Source organism: Shewanella sp. UCD-KL21 (assembly GCF_001957135.1).
In the GTDB taxonomy this organism is placed as follows: domain Bacteria; phylum Pseudomonadota; class Gammaproteobacteria; order Enterobacterales; family Shewanellaceae; genus Shewanella.
On record NZ_MPHK01000008.1, the window covers coordinates 22,615 to 40,210 of the forward strand.

General features: G+C 41.8%; 19 protein-coding genes. 14 read left to right on the forward strand and 5 right to left on the reverse strand.

The features are described 5' to 3' along the window. Nucleotides 1-24: 24 nt before the first annotated feature. Nucleotides 25-855: a 3'(2'),5'-bisphosphate nucleotidase CysQ gene (cysQ, locus tag BM739_RS08955; RefSeq protein WP_254843520.1), complete on the forward strand. Its 831-nt coding sequence runs from the start codon at nucleotides 25-27 to the stop codon at nucleotides 853-855. Between the two features lie 127 nt (nucleotides 856-982). Then, a complete protein-coding gene (gene mak, locus BM739_RS08960; protein ID WP_076539799.1) occupies nucleotides 983-1,888 on the forward strand; it encodes a fructokinase in 906 nt (301 codons plus the stop codon). Between the two features lie 75 nt (nucleotides 1,889-1,963). Here the strand turns inward: mak and BM739_RS08965 are convergent, their stop codons facing one another. Beyond that, a complete protein-coding gene (locus BM739_RS08965; protein ID WP_076539801.1) occupies nucleotides 1,964-2,818 on the reverse strand; it encodes a PA4780 family RIO1-like protein kinase in 855 nt (284 codons plus the stop codon). 203 nt (nucleotides 2,819-3,021) lie between these two features. Between BM739_RS08965 and BM739_RS08970 the strand changes: the two genes are divergently transcribed. Beyond that, nucleotides 3,022-3,555 carry a GNAT family N-acetyltransferase gene (locus BM739_RS08970; protein WP_076539802.1) on the forward strand — a complete coding sequence of 178 codons (534 nt, stop codon included), beginning with the start codon at nucleotides 3,022-3,024 and terminating at the stop codon, nucleotides 3,553-3,555. Nucleotides 3,556-3,571: 16 nt separating this feature from the next. Here the strand turns inward: BM739_RS08970 and BM739_RS08975 are convergent, their stop codons facing one another. Further along, the gene (locus BM739_RS08975) at nucleotides 3,572-4,231 is read right to left on the reverse strand and encodes a methyltransferase (RefSeq protein ID WP_076539804.1); all 660 of its coding nucleotides are present in this window, start codon (nucleotides 4,229-4,231) and stop codon (nucleotides 3,572-3,574) included. A 193-nt stretch (nucleotides 4,232-4,424) separates the two neighbouring features. On the opposite strand from BM739_RS08975, the gene BM739_RS08980 reads away from it, so the two are divergent. From BM739_RS08980 to BM739_RS20115, 5 genes are all read left to right on the forward strand, one after another. Then, nucleotides 4,425-4,733, forward strand: a complete 309-nt coding sequence (locus BM739_RS08980; RefSeq protein ID WP_076539805.1) for a hypothetical protein — start codon at nucleotides 4,425-4,427, stop codon at nucleotides 4,731-4,733. A gap of 2,015 nt (nucleotides 4,734-6,748) precedes the next feature. Next, nucleotides 6,749-6,934: a hypothetical protein gene (locus BM739_RS08985; protein WP_076539807.1), complete on the forward strand. Its 186-nt coding sequence runs from the start codon at nucleotides 6,749-6,751 to the stop codon at nucleotides 6,932-6,934. A 355-nt stretch (nucleotides 6,935-7,289) separates the two neighbouring features. Further along, nucleotides 7,290-8,090, forward strand: a complete 801-nt coding sequence (locus BM739_RS08990) for a YdcF family protein (protein ID WP_175609507.1) — start codon at nucleotides 7,290-7,292, stop codon at nucleotides 8,088-8,090. Continuing rightward, nucleotides 8,083-8,775 carry a DUF2982 domain-containing protein gene (locus BM739_RS08995; protein WP_076539810.1) on the forward strand — a complete coding sequence of 231 codons (693 nt, stop codon included), beginning with the start codon at nucleotides 8,083-8,085 and terminating at the stop codon, nucleotides 8,773-8,775. The genes BM739_RS08990 and BM739_RS08995 overlap by 8 nt, the downstream gene beginning before the upstream one ends. Before the next feature lie 32 nt (nucleotides 8,776-8,807). Beyond that, entirely contained in the window at nucleotides 8,808-8,867 is a 60-nt protein-coding gene (locus BM739_RS20115) for a DUF2982 domain-containing protein (protein WP_254843526.1), read from the forward strand. Nucleotides 8,868-9,081: 214 nt separating this feature from the next. Here the strand turns inward: BM739_RS20115 and BM739_RS09000 are convergent, their stop codons facing one another. From BM739_RS09000 to galE, 3 genes are all read right to left on the reverse strand, one after another. Then, the gene (locus BM739_RS09000) at nucleotides 9,082-9,510 is read right to left on the reverse strand and encodes a polymer-forming cytoskeletal protein (protein WP_076539812.1); all 429 of its coding nucleotides are present in this window, start codon (nucleotides 9,508-9,510) and stop codon (nucleotides 9,082-9,084) included. A 194-nt stretch (nucleotides 9,511-9,704) separates the two neighbouring features. Further along, on the reverse strand, nucleotides 9,705-10,199 hold the full coding sequence (napF, locus tag BM739_RS09005) for a ferredoxin-type protein NapF (RefSeq protein ID WP_076539814.1): 495 nt from the start codon (nucleotides 10,197-10,199) through the stop codon (nucleotides 9,705-9,707). Between the two features lie 106 nt (nucleotides 10,200-10,305). After that, complete coding sequence (gene galE / locus BM739_RS09010) at nucleotides 10,306-11,319, reverse strand: UDP-glucose 4-epimerase GalE (RefSeq protein ID WP_076539816.1); 1,014 nt, start codon at nucleotides 11,317-11,319, stop codon at nucleotides 10,306-10,308. Between the two features lie 407 nt (nucleotides 11,320-11,726). On the opposite strand from galE, the gene phhA reads away from it, so the two are divergent. The 6 genes from phhA to BM739_RS09040 all read left to right on the forward strand — a co-directional run bounded on the left by phhA (nucleotide 11,727) and on the right by BM739_RS09040 (nucleotide 17,372). Further along, nucleotides 11,727-12,530, forward strand: coding sequence for a phenylalanine 4-monooxygenase (gene phhA / locus BM739_RS09015; protein WP_076539818.1), 804 nt, complete (start codon nucleotides 11,727-11,729; stop codon nucleotides 12,528-12,530). Nucleotides 12,531-12,612: 82 nt separating this feature from the next. Further along, on the forward strand, nucleotides 12,613-12,951 hold the full coding sequence (locus tag BM739_RS09020) for a 4a-hydroxytetrahydrobiopterin dehydratase (RefSeq protein ID WP_076539821.1): 339 nt from the start codon (nucleotides 12,613-12,615) through the stop codon (nucleotides 12,949-12,951). 203 nt (nucleotides 12,952-13,154) lie between these two features. After that, nucleotides 13,155-14,693, forward strand: a complete 1,539-nt coding sequence (tyrR, locus tag BM739_RS09025) for a transcriptional regulator TyrR (protein ID WP_076539823.1) — start codon at nucleotides 13,155-13,157, stop codon at nucleotides 14,691-14,693. 362 nt (nucleotides 14,694-15,055) lie between these two features. Beyond that, nucleotides 15,056-16,042: a fumarylacetoacetate hydrolase family protein gene (locus BM739_RS09030; RefSeq protein ID WP_076539825.1), complete on the forward strand. Its 987-nt coding sequence runs from the start codon at nucleotides 15,056-15,058 to the stop codon at nucleotides 16,040-16,042. A 95-nt stretch (nucleotides 16,043-16,137) separates the two neighbouring features. Then, nucleotides 16,138-16,788 carry a maleylacetoacetate isomerase gene (gene maiA / locus BM739_RS09035; RefSeq protein ID WP_076539827.1) on the forward strand — a complete coding sequence of 217 codons (651 nt, stop codon included), beginning with the start codon at nucleotides 16,138-16,140 and terminating at the stop codon, nucleotides 16,786-16,788. Between the two features lie 32 nt (nucleotides 16,789-16,820). After that, nucleotides 16,821-17,372, forward strand: coding sequence for a nucleotidyltransferase family protein (locus BM739_RS09040; protein WP_076539830.1), 552 nt, complete (start codon nucleotides 16,821-16,823; stop codon nucleotides 17,370-17,372). The last annotated feature ends 224 nt before the right edge of the window (nucleotides 17,373-17,596 follow it).

A 17,596-nucleotide genomic window follows, 5' to 3' on the forward strand; every position in this document is an offset into this window, starting at 1 on the left:
TTAACGTATTCATAAGGATGAACCTTGAAGGTATTTAGTTTTTCAACGGCAGATGATTTAACCCAGCAGCTGTTTACCCAGCAACATCTGACCCAAGTGGTTGAGATTGCCAAGTTAGCTGGTGATGCAATTATGCAAGTGTATGCAGACACCGACTTGCAAGTAACGCAAAAACAAGATGATAGCCCAGTGACCGCTGCGGATATTGCCAGTCATAATGTGATTGTTAACGCATTAGCTCAGCAATTTGCTGGCATTAAGATCATGAGCGAAGAAGCCGCTGATATCCCATGGTTAGAACGTAAACAATGGCAAAGCTATTGGTTAATTGACCCACTAGATGGCACCAAAGAGTTTATTAAGCGCAACGGTGAATTTACCGTCAATATCGCCTTAGTTCATCAAGGCCGCGCCATTGTTGGAGTGGTATATGCGCCAGTATTAAACAAATGTTATTCCGCCATTGTGGGTCAAGGCGCATGGCTTGAGCACCAAGGGCAACAGCAGTTGTTAAATATAACAACGCAAGCGGTTCGAGAAGTGCCTGTTGTTGTAGGCAGTCGCTCCCATATAAGCCCTGGGCTTGAGCAGTACCTTCAAGATGTGGGCGAGCACCAAATGCAAAGCGTTGGTAGCTCCTTAAAGTTTTGTATGGTGGCAGAAGGCATCGCCGATGTGTACCCAAGACTGGGATTAACCAGTGAGTGGGATACTGCAGCAGCGCAAGCGGTAGTTGAAGGCGCAGGAGGTAAGGTGGTGCGATACCCTGAGCTTACGCCCCTTGATTACAACCAAAAAGAAAATATTTTAAATCCGTATTTTATTGCGGCGTCACCAGCATGGTTTGCAAGGTAGCTATATAAACGAGTATTCGCAAAAGCGTCTAACTTTAAACTGGTAGCCTTTTATTAGCTCAATAATAGCTATTGCTACAAGCTCATGTTGGTGAATAACAGATTCTAACGATATGGAGAGAGTTACTATGATGCGCATGGGTATTGACCTTGGCGGGACAAAGATTGAAGTGGTGGCGCTAGCCCAAGATAGTTCAGAGCTATTTCGTAAACGTATTCCAACACCCAAAAACTACCCTGAAACCCTTGATGCCATAGTAGGTTTAGTTAATGATGCTGAAGCCGAAACTAAGCAAACAGGCAGTGTGGGTGTGGGTATTCCTGGGGTGGTATCACCATTAACGGGCTTGGTTAAAAATTCCAACTCAACTTGGATTAATGGCCATCCACTTGATAAAGATTTAAGTGCTCGTCTTGATAGAGAAGTGCGGGTGGCAAACGATGCCAACTGTTTTGCAGTATCAGAAGCCGTTGATGGCGCAGCCGCAGGCAAAGGCGTGGTTTTTGGGGTGATTATTGGTACTGGTTGCGGTGGCGGTTTAGCGATAAATGGTAAAGTTCATGGCGGCGGAAATGGCATTGGTGGTGAATGGGGTCATAATCCATTGCCGTGGATGACTTCGGATGAATTTAATTCTACATCGTGTTTTTGTGGCAATAAAGATTGCATCGAGACCTTTATTTCAGGCACAGGCTTTGTACGTGATTTCCGCCGTGCTGGTGGTGAAGCTGACAGTGGTATTCAAATTTCGCAAATGATGGCAGAAGGCCATCCGTTAGCGACCCAAGCGTTTGTGCGCTTTATCGATCGTTTAGCGCGCTCATTGGCACACTTGATTAATATGCTCGACCCTGATGTGATTGTTTTAGGTGGCGGCGTGTCTAATATTGATGCGATATACACTGAATTGCCAAAAGTATTACCTAAGTATGTGGTTGGCCGCGAATGTGACACCTTGGTGGTTAAAAACGAATATGGCGCATCATCTGGGGTGCGCGGCGCAGCATGGCTGTGGGGTAAAAACGACCACTAGGTCGATGAGTTAAGCCTTGAGTATAACAACGGCGCTATCAGCGCCGTTTTTTTTTTCAAATCGAGCGTGAGGACGTTAAACCTCATCTGGCTCACTAATACGTTCGCGGCGCTCTTGTTCTTCTTCAAAGGCCGCTTGGATTTCTTCTAGCACTGAATTGACATCTGCAGCGCTGGTATCCTCTTCAAACTCACCGCTAAGCTCGGTATCAGGCAGTAAGTCGCCTTTCTCGTATAAGCTCCACATTTCCTTAGCGTACTTGGTTAAAGCAAGCTCAGGTGCAAACTGCGAGTAATAGCGAGTCATATTGTTAACGTCACGTTCTAGCATGACTTTGGCATTATTATTGGCTGAGGCATCGACCGCTTGAGGCAGATCGATAATCACAGGACCATGGTCATCTTGCAGTACGTTAAATTCTGATAAGTCACCATGGACGATGCCGGCACATAACATACGAGTGACATAGCCCATCATGGTGGCGTGATCTTGTAGCGCTTGCTGTGCGCTTAACACAATATCATTTAAACGCGGAGCCACATCACCTTGACCATCAGTGATCAGTTCCATCAGCAACACGCCCTCAAAGCAGCCATAAGGAATGGGCACACGAATAGCGGCATCTGCACACTTATACAGGGCATCGACTTCGGCATTTTGCCAGGCATTTTCTTGCTGCTCACGGCCGTAGCTGGAGCCTTTTTCCATTGCTCGGCTGCGACGGCTATTGCGACTTTTTCTGCCTTCTTGATATTGCGCTGCTTTTTTAAAGCTACGCTTATTTGCCTCTTTGTACACTTTCGCACAGCGGATTTCATTACCGCTACGGACCATGTAAACGGTGGCTTCTTTGCCACTCATTAATTGGCTAATGACTTCGTCAATCAGGCCATCATTGAGCAGGGGTTGTATTCGTTTAGGAGTTTTCATGGCGCCGTTATACCTTACTTAGGCAAAGGATGGTAGCGATTGGCTGAGTTAATGTCATATTATTGCAGCTTGATGACGGCTAGCGGTTACTTTGGTACTCACTAAAGCAAATTTTAATCGCGTTAAATGATAAGATAGCCTGCAATTATCCAGTGTTTTAAATGGTTTGGATTTTGTTAATGGCCATAAATAGGAGTCAACAGGTGAAGATAAATTTTCAAACATCGAGGCTGCTAATAAAGGAAATATCTTCTGATATGACCTTGTCAGATCCAGCATCAGAATTAACATCAGAGTCATCAGCATTCTTGATACAGCTTATGGCGTTGTTGACACCTGCAGTGGTTAACCATCTTCCTGCTAATTTCCAGCAGCTAAACTCACTAGCGGCCGCCGAGCACTGGCTTGATGAAATGCTAACTCAAAGCCGTGTATGTCGGGTTGATGCGACTGATACAGGCTTAATGATGGGACTCGTCTTTATGTATATTGCAGATGATCAAACTGCCCATATCGGCTATTTACTGGGTGAACAGTATTGGAAAAAAGGTTATGGAAGCGAGTTACTCACAGGAGTGATTGAATTTGCCCGCGATCAACTTCAATGGCGCAAATTAATCGCTGGGGTAGACATAAACAACCAAGCATCAACTAAGTTACTTTTAAAGCTGGGCTTTACCCAGCAAGCCATTACAGAGCAGAGCGTGATTTTTTATGAGTATTTGCTAGATAGCTAAGCGAAATTTAACTGTACTAACTCTCTCTTGAAAAGCGCAAAATATGGCCTTTAAATTTTTGTTCTAAATAATCAGTGTGAATGGGTTTTATATGATTATGACTAAAGCCATATTCATCCATTTTGTTGGTCAGTTTGTTTTTTCGGCCTCGACCGGGATCGACGATAATGATTTCGCATTGGCGGTTGGCATGGCTTTGAATAAAGTATGCCAGCAGGGCAATATGTTCATCTTCATACAATAAATCACTGCCGATGATTAAATCAAACTGGCCTAAATCACTGTTGTCATCGGCCCAGTCTACACGTTCAAAGTTTATCGATTTGTCGTTATTTAACTGGGTATTTCTTAACAGAAATCCTTCAACCTCAGGGTGGTAATCGGTGGCGGTAATATCATCGGCTCTTTGGTTTAACAGTAAGCTTGAAAGGGCTATCCCACAACCAATTTCTAATATTCGTTTACCTTGTGTTTGATAATCGAGCATGTGGTTTGCCAGTACCATACTGGAAGGCCAGACCACCCCAAAAATGGGCCATAGCGCCGAAGAAATACCTAAGTCTTTAGCTGTGTCGTTATCGTCACTAAATTGCTGTTTATCTCGAAGGGTACATAAGTGAATATCGTTGTCACCAATTTCAATGGTGTGATAGCGAACGCGTACAGGGGTCGTCATTATTTGTCCTAGTTGGGGTAGCTAAAGCTAAGCCAAATATCTACAAAAATATAAATGACGAAACAATTTAATAACCACACTATAGTAATTTTCGATTAGCGCAAAGGATATAATCAGTTAATTAGAATAAAATATTGCAGCGCTGTGGTTACAATGATTATCTTATAATTGATTTAAATAAACTGGAGCTATTATGAAAGGACTCATCACAGCTGCGTTACTCTCTTTTGCATCGTCAGATTGCGTAGTTGCGCCGCAAGATTCGCTCGCTTTAGCCCCTGCGCAGCGCCAACAACTTAAGCATATTGTTGTAAATAACGCATTTGTATCTGGCTGTGTTACCGAGCAATTAACTGATATCACCGAAAAGATGTGTCCAAAGGACGACGCTTACTGTTGTGACAGTGAAATTGACAGTGAAATTGCAATTAAAAGTCACGAGAGTATTGAGCTCACTTACCAGCAATGGGTGAACATTTACCTGCATTGTATGGTGAAGTAGGGAGACTGCGGATAATCCCAAACCAAGGCTCTTATTTGCAAAAGCGTGCAGGGTGTTATTCATTTCCATGTGGATGTACATTAAAGTCTGAAACTAGACAATAAAGATTGAAACTAAGGCAACAAAGTTCGAAACGTCATGAGTCGTTTAGGTTAGTAAAACTCACAAGGCAAACTTCTCTAACGATTTTGTGACCCAAAGCTAGTTTGCCAGTTTGAACAAATCAAAGTCGTGGTGCTTATCTAATATTAGTTTTAGACATATGGATTTCACACTGCATTTCCAAACTCCGTTTGGATTAACATCGTGGGTTTTCCACCCACACCCGGCCAAAAGGGTATCAACAGCAATACCCTCTATATTCCTTGTTAAAGAATTAGGCCCTGCCACCCCTAACGAAAAATGCAGAAAAGCGCATGATTTTCGATGGTGATTGATCCAGCTTTTAACTTCGTTTGTATCCGTCTTCGGTCATTGTCGAAAAGCCCTAACGCTTCTGATAGGCCATCCGTGGCCTAACGAAAGCTAGCTTGGCATCCATGCCAAGCTCACGGTCTTTTCTCGATGACCTCAATTCAAATTGAGCCTTTTAGACTTTTACTTTCTTAGATTTATAGATTGTCTAGCTTTTGATATTTGGCTTTTACTTGTTGCAATATATAAGGCTAAATCGAAGGGATGAAAATTCCGGTGTAGATGCGTTCAAGACCTTCGAAAACAGGGACGTTTTCGCAGAGCCCACAGGGATGTGTTCACGGCGTGTCTTGGATGCATCTGCACATAAGGTCGCTCTTTCACATCCATGTGATCACGACATTCGTATATCCTATACAGCACCTGCGGCAGGCAATTGGTTGGATTGAAGTCATGGCCTACTGTAACTCAGCCAATTTAAATGAAGTGTAAAGTTAGTGGTCGTAACACATTTATGCCCCAAATCTAGATTGCCATTTTGAACAAATCAAAGTCGTGGCGCTTCGCCCACACCAAACCAAAAGGGTATCAACAGCAATACCCTCTATATTCCTTGTTAAAGAATTAGGCCCTGCCGCCCCTAACGAAAAATGCTGAAAAGCGCATAATTTTCGATGGGGATCGATCCAGCTTTTAACTTCGTATGTCGCTAACTTCGGCCCCTGTTTATTATAAAGAGTGAAAATGCTAACGCTTCCGATGGTGCATCCATGCACCGCGAAAGCTAGCCTGACGTCCTGTCAGGCTCACGCTATTTTCTTCAACGTCCTCAATTCAAATTGAGCCTTTTAGCAGATTAGATTCTTGGTCTTTTTAGCTTTATTTTAATTGTCACAAATACAGTCAAATCGAAGATATGAAAATTCCGGTGTAAGCGCGGCTGTGACCGTCCATGACATGGACGTCATGGCCGAGCTTTCAGGGATGAACTTGCAGCGTGTCACAGTCGTGCTTGCACATAAGCCTGCGGCAGGCAATGGGTTAGATTGAAGTCATGGCCTGCTGTAACTGAGCCAATTTAAATGAAGTATAAAGTTAGTGCTCGTAACACATTTATGCCCCATAACGAGCTAGCAAGAGTAACTCTTGTGGCGGAGAACAGAAATATCCCCTTATATTTTCTAATGTATTGCGCACTATATCTGACTTTGAAGTACTAGATAGATATACAGTTATAATTGTACGCAGATGAATTGTGAGTATAGTGAGCAAAAAATCGGGTGATTTATGCTCGATAAACTTCTAGTTTTTTGATAAGTTGTTGAATATAAAGTTATTGATAAAAGGTTGTAGAGACCTCTACATCAAAGCGCTCACTTTTGCGGGCTTGATATTAATAAAACAGGTCTTACATTTTCATTGTATCTTTACTAAACAGTCGCTTGGCTTGGTATCGTTGCTACTAAGTTGAATTTTAACAGGAACATTATCGAGCAACTATATAATAAGCTGTTATATTTCGATGTTAAATTTTCGAAACCGACTAGGTTTTTCTTACTTTTCGATACCTAAATACATATTAAAAATTAAGGAATATTACTATGTGGGAACTTGTTTCATTTATGTTGGCTATGGGTGTGTTCATGCTTATCTTAAATTACTGGATGGAGCCCAAGAAGCTAATTGAAGATATTAGGTCTTTAAAAGGTTCAAGCTCAAAAGTTGAGGAGCTTGAAATTAGAGTTGAAGAATTGGAGAGGCTTGTTAAATCCCTTAGTCAAAAGTAGCTTCTCAATATAACAAGCGCTTAAGGTTTCAAGATACTTTTTCTAATCTCTCATCGTCAAGCTAGGACTTAACTCCTAGCTCATTTCTGTCCAAAAATGAATTTCGGTCTTTATTGTCTCGTTTGTTCGCTGTGGCGTCATGCGGTAAAGCAAAAATTTAAATCTTTATTGTGTTTTGCGGCCTTACTGAGTTACAAGTTAATGCAGTTTTAAGTCGATAAAAGTTTCAAACTTTAATGTAAGGCGACATCCCTTAAGCCAACACGCTGGCTTAATTGCAGCTTACTTGCACTTCAAATAGTAATCTTGGCTGCGACAAGTTAAAATATCGTTTCATTTAAAACTGGGTATCTCGATGTTTTGGCTTAAAAAAATCTTATCTCAATTGGTTATGCCTATTCCGCTGACGTTATTATTGCTGCTAATAGCGATATTGATGTGCCGCAGCCAATCACAGCGACTTAAAACCTTAGGGCAAAGCGGCTTAATTGCGGCTTTTGCTATTTTACTGTTACTGAGTAATTCGCAATTTAGTGCAGGGTTAGCAGCCAGTTTAGAGTCCCAACACCCAGTGAATAACTCCCCGTTAACCCAAGTTTATCAATCGGGTGCAGTCCCTAATGCGCAGCAAGCCTGTTATGTGATGGTGCTGGGTTCGGGGCATACTGAAAATGCTCATCGAACTGCAGTGCAGCAGTTATCATCGACAGCATTAGCAAGATTATCTGAGGGCGTTAGGCAGCTAAAACTTGCAGATAATCGTTGCCAGTTGGTGGTCAGTGGTTGGAGTGGCGGCTTAACGCCAACCCCCCATGCTGAAATTATGCAGCAAGCGGCCATTGAGTTGGGCGTACCAACAAGGCAAATAGTGACCTTTCCTGATGCGCTAGATACCATTGAAGAAGCTAAATCTATGGCTGAGTTAATTGCCAATAAGCCTTTTATATTGGTCACCTCAGCGACCCATATGCCGCGATCAATAAAGATTTTTACCACACTTGATTTAACCCCCATCGCCGCGCCGACTAATTTTATCAGCTCGCCGGGTTATTGGTGGCGCTTTAGTGCTGAAAATCTGTATATATCCCAACGTGCAATTCACGAATATGTGGGCATGTTATGGCTAACCGTAAAAGGATTATTAACCGATGTCTGAACCCAGCCAACATGAGCGCTCAGAGCCATTATTTATCGCGCCGCACAATAAGCGGAACGGCATCAGTTTGACCATTGCTGGTGGCATAGCGGTATTTATCAGCTTGATACTATTTATCAACAGCAAAAGCTTATTTGGTGTCGGAATGGTGTTTTTTGCCGTTGGCAGTGTTGGGCTGGTACTCGGGGTTGCCAAAATGAATCAGCCCAAGGCCAGTTTTAAATTATCTGCAGTGGGGTTTGATTATTATCATGGCCGCGGCACAGTGCACGTAGCTTGGGATAATGTGCAGCGTATTGATGTATCACGGGTGACCCAAAACCTTGAGTTAATTGAACTGCCGTATATTGGCATTAAACTCAAACACATTAGTCCGATTTTAGATTGTATCTCCCCAAGGTTAGCCACTGGGTTATTGACTGAGCAGCGGCCGTTACTTATGACAGCCGCGACTCAAGATGAAGACTTACAAAGCCTTGAAACCTATGTCGGCGCTGAATTTACCCCACTAGTGGTTAATGGTGAGCGATATCGCGGTGTATTAGCCATGTTTGGCCATCGCTGCCAAACCCTAGATTCTCAACTAGGGTTTCACCTGTATTTATCTATTGATAGCCTAGATAGAGCGCCAACAGAGTTTGTCAGCTTACTGCGCCAATGGCAGCAGCAATCTATTAAACCCTAGATTCTCAACTAGGGTTTCACCTGTATTTATCTATTGATAGCTTAGATAGAGCGCCAACAGAATTTGTCAGCTTACTGCGACAATGGCGGTAGCAATCTATAAACCCTAAAGCGACTATTTGCAGATATTGCGAAATATATAGCCAAAGCGCTAATTAAAAGTGCCAATCAACAGTGTGAGTCAACAGTGCTTACAAAAAGAGATGTGTTTAATTATTGAATAATAATTGATTAAACGAATGCCAAACGTCGATGTTTGGCATTCGTTTTAGGTATTCGGGAAGGATTAGCTAAGAGTTGAAATTAACTATGCCGATACAGCGGCGGTGAGTTGAGGATTTTCTTTGTCAGTTTCAACAGTGGAAACCAATTTTTCATTATTTTCTAATGCTTTGCTTTGTTTATCGTAAGCTTTTCGATAGCCAAGGAACTGGCCGTTATCTAAAATTTCCATACGCTTACTGTACACTTCACCATCAAAAGTTCCAGTATTGGTAATGGTGAGTTTTTCGCAATTAATATGACCAGTCATTAAGCCAGAAACGGTCGCTTCAACACAAACAACACCACCGGTGACAACCCCAGTAGCTTCAACAGTAATGTTACCAGAAGCGCGAATTTCGCCATCAACTTTCCCTGCAATAAGTACGTCGCCGTTAACTTTGATATTTCCACTTAATTCACAATCATTGGCAATAAAACTCAGGTTACTTGTGGGACTTTTTTTACTAAACATATTCGCTCTCTTTTACATTTTTACCGTAATTACCAAGATAATTATGCGGTTAAATTTATTTTGTTGTTAGTATTTAACATTTAATATAGCGACAATTAATCGCAAAAAAAACAATTAAATTTTGACTATTAAGACTTTTTTGACTACCCCGACTTTTTAACACAGCTTTTTGATACAGCTTAGCTAAAACAGCATTAATCGGTAACATTAAGCTCAATGACACTGATAGAAGCCGATGGGCAGGGGGCTACACAAGCGCCGCAGCCGGTACAAGCCTCAATATCAATCATAGGTTTAGGTACTTGGCCAATGGCCATTTTAAAGCTAATCGCAGCGGGATCGCAGGCATCTTTACAACTTTGACACCATACACCTTGATAGGTTAAACAGCTGTCATTGACACTGGCTTTTATGTCCCAAGGCGTGAGTTGAGAAAGATCAAAAATGGGCTCTTTGCATACGGTGGCGCATTGCTGACAGAATGTGCACTCGTTGTTTGTGAATGATATTTCAGGAAACCCCCCATCACCTTTAATAAGTACGTTAGTCTCGCAGGCATCGATGCAGGCATTACAGCGACTACATTCGTCAGTGAACTCAATATCAGACTTAACCCAAGGAGGTCTTTGGGCATCAAGTTTACGTCTGCGAAACAGGTTTCTGCGGCTGTGATTGACTGACTGACTCATACTTCTTCCACTATTTGGGACTAACAATAACAAGGCTAACATTAATGAGGTTAACTGTCATAAGGACTGACATTGATGAAGCTGCGACTAGCCCGTATATATCGACTTAGTTTCGATAGCCGTTAGGGTTTTTAGACTGCCAATGCCAACTCGATTCAATCATGGTTTCAAGGGACAGCTCCGCGTGCCAATCTAATGCCGTTTTCGCGTGAGAAACGTCGGCAAAGTATGCCGCAAGATCGCCATCTCTACGAGCACTGAAGCGATAAGGAATGGCTTTACCGGTTATTTGCTCAAAGGTATTAATAATTTCGATAACGCTGTAACCACGGCCAGTGCCCAAATTGTAGGTGGCAATAGCAGAATTACTGCTGAGCTTAGCTAATGCTTTAAGGTGGCCTTGGGCTAAATCAACCACATGGATGTAATCTCGCACGCCTGTGCCGTCAGGAGTAAGATAATCATTACCAAAAACCTGTAACTCTTTCAGCTTGCCCACAGCGACTTGGCAAATATAAGCCATAAGGTTATTCGGAATGTCACAAGGGTCTTCACCGATCAGTCCGCTTGGGTGGGCACCCACAGGGTTGAAGTAGCGTAAAATAGTGATATCCCATTGATTATCAGCAGTATGTAAGTCAGCCAATAGTTGTTCTACCATCAGTTTTGACTGCCCATAAGGGGTCGTGGCTCCAGTTGAATCGGTTTCTTTAATAGGCAGTCCATCGGGGACGCCGTACACAGTGGCTGAAGAGCTAAAAACTAACTTTTTCACCTGATGTTCCGCCATGACTTGGCACAAAATTATTGTGCCGGTGACATTGGTTTCATAATACTGCAATGGCTTACACACTGAATCTGCTTCTGCTTTTAAACCAGCCAAATGAATCACTGCTTCAATGGCATGATCAGTAAATATTTTATGTAATAGCGCTTTATTTAGCACACTACCTTGATAAAAAATGCAGCTTTTAGCGGTGATTTTTTCAATGCGCGATAAGGCGATGACATTGGCGTTGGATAAATTGTCGACGATGATAACCTGCTGATTAGCATTTAACAGCTCAACAACCGTGTGGCTTCCTATATATCCGGCTCCGCCAGTGACTAAAATTGCCATGAAATGTCCTTATCAGTGGTAGAACTAAAATTGAATGCAAAGATGACCGCCTGCTTAAAAGTTTAAGTATAACGTCAAACTAAAGCGAGTTAATTGCTTGGATTTTATTGCACTTAAGTTATCAAGCGCATTAAAACGGTTATTTAGCTTTAATCTGTTGAAAGCTTAAAAGTGCTATCTATTAACTTAAAACGCCATAGGGAGATGAAATGTTGACTACTTTGTCATTTAAAGTATGCAGTTTATATGATTGATTTTATTAAGTTAAGTTTAACATAAATTGCTAATGTAGCGTTTTGTTTACGAATTGTACTGTCACATCACTGAAGAATAAAACCCCAAGCAGTTAACAAAATGTGATCCTTAGCACACTATGAAGGGAGTGAAGTTTACGTAAAGTGGCACTTATGAGCAAAGCAACAAATTACACCGCAAAGATCCCTGATAGTCAGGGCTATATTCAATATACTGATGAAGAGCATGACATTTGGCATCAGTTATATCAGCGCCAAGTGAACAATATGCCAGGCAGAGCTTGCGAGGCATATATGCATGGCCTTGATGCTTTAGCTATGCCCACGAATCGGGTCCCGCAATTAAAAGAAATCGATAAGGTATTACTCGCATCTACAGGCTGGAAAACTTCAGGTGTACCGGCACTCATTTCATTCGGTAAATTTTTTGAATTGTTGGCCAATAAGCAGTTTCCAGTGGCGACCTTTATTCGCTCAAAAGAAGAATTCGATTACCTGCAAGAGCCTGATATTTTTCATGAAATATTTGGCCATTGCCCGTTATTGACCAATCCGTCATTTGCACATTTTTCGCATATTTATGGCCAATTAGGTTTGGCGGCATCTAAAGAAGAACGGGTGTTTTTAGCGAGATTATATTGGTTTACGGTCGAGTTTGGTTTAATGAAAGCCAAGGATGATCAACTTAATATCTATGGTGGCGGTATATTAAGCTCGCCGGGTGAAACCTTATACGCATTAAGTGATAAACCAGAGCGTAAGCCTTTTGAGCTACTGGATGTGCTGAGAACCCCATATCGAATAGATATTATGCAGCCGATTTATTACGTTATCGACAATATCGACTTTTTAGATGAAATCACTCGAATGGATATTATGGCTGAAGTCACGAAAGCACGGCAGCTAGGTTTGTTTGCGGCTAAATTTGCCCCAAAACCCAGACCAATAGCCGTTTAGGGACTCGTTAAAATTAGTCATTCATTTATACATTAATAATATAAACGCTAGAGTAAACTAGTGTGATGATACAGGAGCTGTTATGTCAGATTTATCCGAACTAAAATGTGAGGCTTGCCAAATAGATGCCCCAAAAGTAACCGAGCAAGAGCTAGTTGAATTTAGTCAAATGGTACCCCAGTGGACCGTTGAAAACCGTGATGGTATTAATCAATTAGAGCGAGTTTTTAAGTTTAAAAACTTCAAACTGGCGATGGAATTTACTAATAAACTCGCTGACGTTGCTGAAGCTGATTTTCACCATCCAGGCATTTTAACTGAATGGGGCAAAGTGACAGTGACTTGGTGGTCACATTCCATTAAAGGTCTTCACAAGAATGATTTCATTATGGCGGCGAAAACCAACCAGTTAATTAACTAAAATCTTAGTTAATCATATCAGCAGGTTACGTTAACGTAACCTGCTTTAGTACGTCCTCTGTTACAATTATGCTGTAAACAACACTTGCCACGCGCTCGATAACCTTTTAACGTATCGCTCACAAATTAAGAAGGGCACCCTGACATGGTCAGAATCGAGTCCTCGGATATTCCAGAAAACAATATAATAGGGAATAGTTGTTTATGCGTTTGGAAGTCAGTTGTTTAGATCGTATCGGCCTTGCGAAAGATATTCTAGAAGTGTTAGAAAACTATGGCATTAATTTAATTGCAATTGATGCCAGCAATAGAGGCTTTTTGTACCTACAGTTTGCCGAAATTGGCTTTGAAACCTTAAGTGAATTAATGCCTTTAATTCGCAAAGTAGAAAGCGTCCATGATGTTCGTACCGTATCGTTTATGCCCTCTGAGCAAGAACATTACGCGCTCAAAACCTTATTACAAACCCTGCCAGACTCCGTTTTTTCAATTAATGCTAAAGGGCGCATTCGTATTGTTAATGAATCCGCGTTATTAACCCTTAATATGCAAGAGCATGAAGTCATTGATGAATCGCTTAATCATTGGGTGCAAGGATTTAACTTTTCTCGCTGGCTAACTGAAGCCCCAGTATTAGCGCAAGCCACTCGGGTGCAAATTGGCAGTAATGAATATTTAGCCGAAATGCTGCCTATCTATTTACCTGATGAAAACAATGCCAGTATTTTAGCGGGCGCAGTGGTATCACTTAAATCACCAGCCCGTGTCGGTAAGCAATTTAATGCGCTGCAAAATCAAACCACAGGCTTTGATAATGTGTTGGCCGTTAGCGATAAAATGAAAGATGTGCTTAAACAAGCTAAGCGCATGGCGCAACTTGACGCACCGTTATTAATTACCGGCGAGACAGGCACTGGTAAAGAATTAATGGCCAAAGCCAGCCATGATGCCAGTATGCGCCGAGAGCACGCCTTTATTGCCATTAACTGCGCTGCATTACCCGATAGCGTGGCAGAAGAAGAATTGTTTGGCTTTGTGTCAAATGGCCAAGTGGTAAAACGTGGCTTATTTGAAGAGGCCAAAGGCGGCACGGTTTTCTTAGATGAAATTGCCGAAATGTCAAAAGCGGCCCAAGTAAAACTATTGCGTTTACTGCAAGATGGCACTTTTAGACGCATTGGCGGCGATGAAGAAGTGCGCGCCGATGTACGTATCATTTGTTCTACCCAAAAGAACTTAGCTGAGCTGTGCCAATCAGGTGAATTTAGAGAAGACCTTTATTACCGCATTCATGTACTCAGTTATCACATGCCGTCGCTACGAGAGCGTAAAGTGGATGTTATTCCGCTTACTGAAATGTTTTTAGAGCATTATAGTCAGCAGTTATCGAGTCCATTACGACGTATTTCAGCATCATGTCGGGACTACTTGTTCACCTATGCGTGGCCAGGTAATGTGCGTCAGCTTAAAAACGCTATTTTTAGAGCGGTATCGATGTGGGATGGCTCAGCAGAACTGACCGTTGAGCAACTTAAGTTACCTTCTTATGCTGAAGGCTTTGGTTACTTTGATGAAGAGTTTGAAGGCAGCTTAGATCAAGCAATGAAAGAATATGAGGCGAGCTTATTAAGGCGTTTATATCCAGCTTATCCAAGTACCCGTCAATTAGCTAAAAAGCTGGGGGTTTCTCACACAGCTATTGCTAACAAGCTTCGCGACTACAAGATATCTAAAAAACGCTAATTAATCGTAACTGTTATTTTTAGTGTAACGATTTCATGCCATCAAAATGTCAGTAAACCACTGGCATTTTGAGGTTTACCAGCCTGAGATCCGCATTATGACACTGGGATCTCATTCTGTATTGAAAGCTTTACAATTTAACCCTCAGGCTAACAAAATGTGATTTATCTCACGCTATATTAATTCGGTTAAGCTTAGGGTATTTGTATCGTTAACAACGCTATTTTAGTTGTTATTGCTCAACATAGACGCCTTACCGTTGGCATATTTGATTTTATCGAATGGCCAAAGCTGTTAGCACGTCTTGTAATCAAATTTTCTTGAGTAGTAGCAACATTATTTGTACCCATCTAGGAGTCAAAATGAAACTTGCAAGTTATAACAACGGTCGCCGTGATGGCCAACTGATGTTGGTTAGTAAAGATTTAACTAAAGCCGTTGCCGTACCTGCAATTGCGCATACTATGCAGCAATTATTAGATGCTTGGGATTTATTAAACCCGCAATTACAAGAATTATATGAAGCATTAAATGCCGGTATGATGGACAACGCCGTTGATTTTGATGAAGCTAAATGTTTATCGCCATTGCCTCGTGCATATCAATGGGCTGATGGCAGTGCATACGTCAACCACGTTGAATTGGTTCGTAAAGCGCGCGGCGCAGAAATGCCGGCAACGTTTTGGACTGATCCATTAGTATATCAAGGTGGCTCAGATTGCTTTATTGCGCCCAAAGCCGATATCGAAATGGCCAGTGAAGAATACGGTATTGATTTTGAGTCAGAAATCGCTGTGGTTACTGACGACGTTAAAATGGGCGTAGATGCAGATAACGCTGCCCAGCACATCAAATTATTGATGCTAGTCAATGACGTATCGTTACGTAATCTTATTCCTGGTGAGTTAGCGAAAGGGTTTGGTTTTTTCCAATCAAAGCCTTCAAGTGCGTTTTCGCCAGTGGCGATTACCCCTGATGAATTGGGCGACAGATGGCAAGATAGCAAAGTGCACTTACCCTTAGTGACTCATTTAAATGGTGATTTATTTGGACGTCCTAATGCAGGCGTAGATATGACCTTTAACTTTAGTCAATTGGTCGCTCATGTGGCTAAGACCCGCCCATTGGCGGCTGGCGCTGTGATTGGCTCTGGCACTATTTCAAATTATGATCGCAGTGCAGGTTCTAGCTGTTTAGCTGAAAAACGCATGCTAGAAATCATTGCAGATGGTAAAGCTTCAACGCCATTTATGCGTTTTGGCGATACAGTAAGAATTGAAATGTTTGATGATCAAGATAACTCAATCTTTGGTTCTATCGATCAAAAAGTGGTTGAATACAAAGCTTAAATAAGTGTTTGCTGTGATAAAAAGCAATAGCGTCTAACGTTATTGCTTTTTTTATATCATCAATGCTAACTCAGTTAATTTGATAAGGATATACAATGAAATTATATGGTTATTGGCGCTCCAGTGCGGCGTATCGGGTGCGTATCGCGCTTAATCTTAAGCAACTGGATGCAGAGCAAATTTCAGTGCATTTAGTCAAAAATGGCGGCGAGCAGCATAGTGATATGTTTGCCCAATTGAACCCACAGCATTTGGTTCCGGCATTGGTTGATGAAGATGACCATGGAGCGTTTAATTTAACCCAGTCATTGGCAATTATTGAGTATTTAGAAGAGCAATATCCGCAATATAGTTTATTGCCACAAGGGGCTAAAAATAGAGCCATAGTCAGAGCCATGGCGCAATTGATCGCTTGTGAAGTCCACCCTTTAGACAACTTACGGGTATTACAATATCTGGTTAAAGACATGGCAGTATCTGAAGAAGATAAAATGAAATGGTATCATCATTGGATCCATTTAGGTTTTGCGGCGCTAGAAAAGCAATTAGCTGTTCACTCAGGTAAATTTAGTTTTGGCGACAGCCCAAGCTTGGCAGATATTTGTCTTATCCCTCAGATTTACAATGCCTATCGTTTCAACGTAGATTTATCTGCATACCCTAATATTGTGCGAATTTGGCACACATGTCAGGCTCACCCAGCCTTTGCTGCAGCTGCGCCTGAGCAGCAAGATGATGCCAGTTAAACCAGCATTTTTTAGATAAGCTCGAGTAAAATATGGACTATGAAGCTCAGTTAAAAAGTTGGATTGTAGCAGACAAGATGCGCATGACTGCCTTGCAGCAAGTTGCAGCGCTTTTTACTGAGCTCAATATTACAGATTGGTACATTGCTGCAGGGTTTGTGCGTAATTTAGTGTGGGATAAACAGCATCAAATAGCGCCAAGCCCGTTAACTGACATTGATGTGATTTATTATTGCAGCAAACAAACCAGTGCCTATCGTGATAAGTTAATCGAAAAGGCATTATTAGAGCAAATAAAGCTACCTTGGTCAGTGAAAAACCAAGCCAGAATGCATAAAAGGAATCATCACCCAGCCTATACATCAACCCTTGATGCGATGTCTTATTGGCCTGAGCAACAAACGGCGGTAGCAGTGAAGCTAGATAATAATGGTGAACTAGTCCTACAAGTATTATTTGGCTATGAAAACTTATTTAGCCTAACAGTGAGCTATAACCCTAATGCCGATAAACAGGTGTTTATGGCGCGAGTTGCCAGTAAACCCTGGTTTACGTTATATCCCAAGCTATCCCTTGAGTGCTAATCGTTAATCTATACCTTGTACGCGTCAATAAAAATGCTGAAACACCGAGTCTAGTAATACGGGGAAGACACTTCCCGTTTGTTGACTGTTCATGAGTTGCTGAAATATCAAAGTAAATTAAGTACATCTTGTTAGTAATGCTGTCGTTAATGTTGGCGCTAATGTTGCGAAAAAGGAGGGGCGCAGAGCTTTGATTACAACAAAGCAAAATAATTGCAATTAAG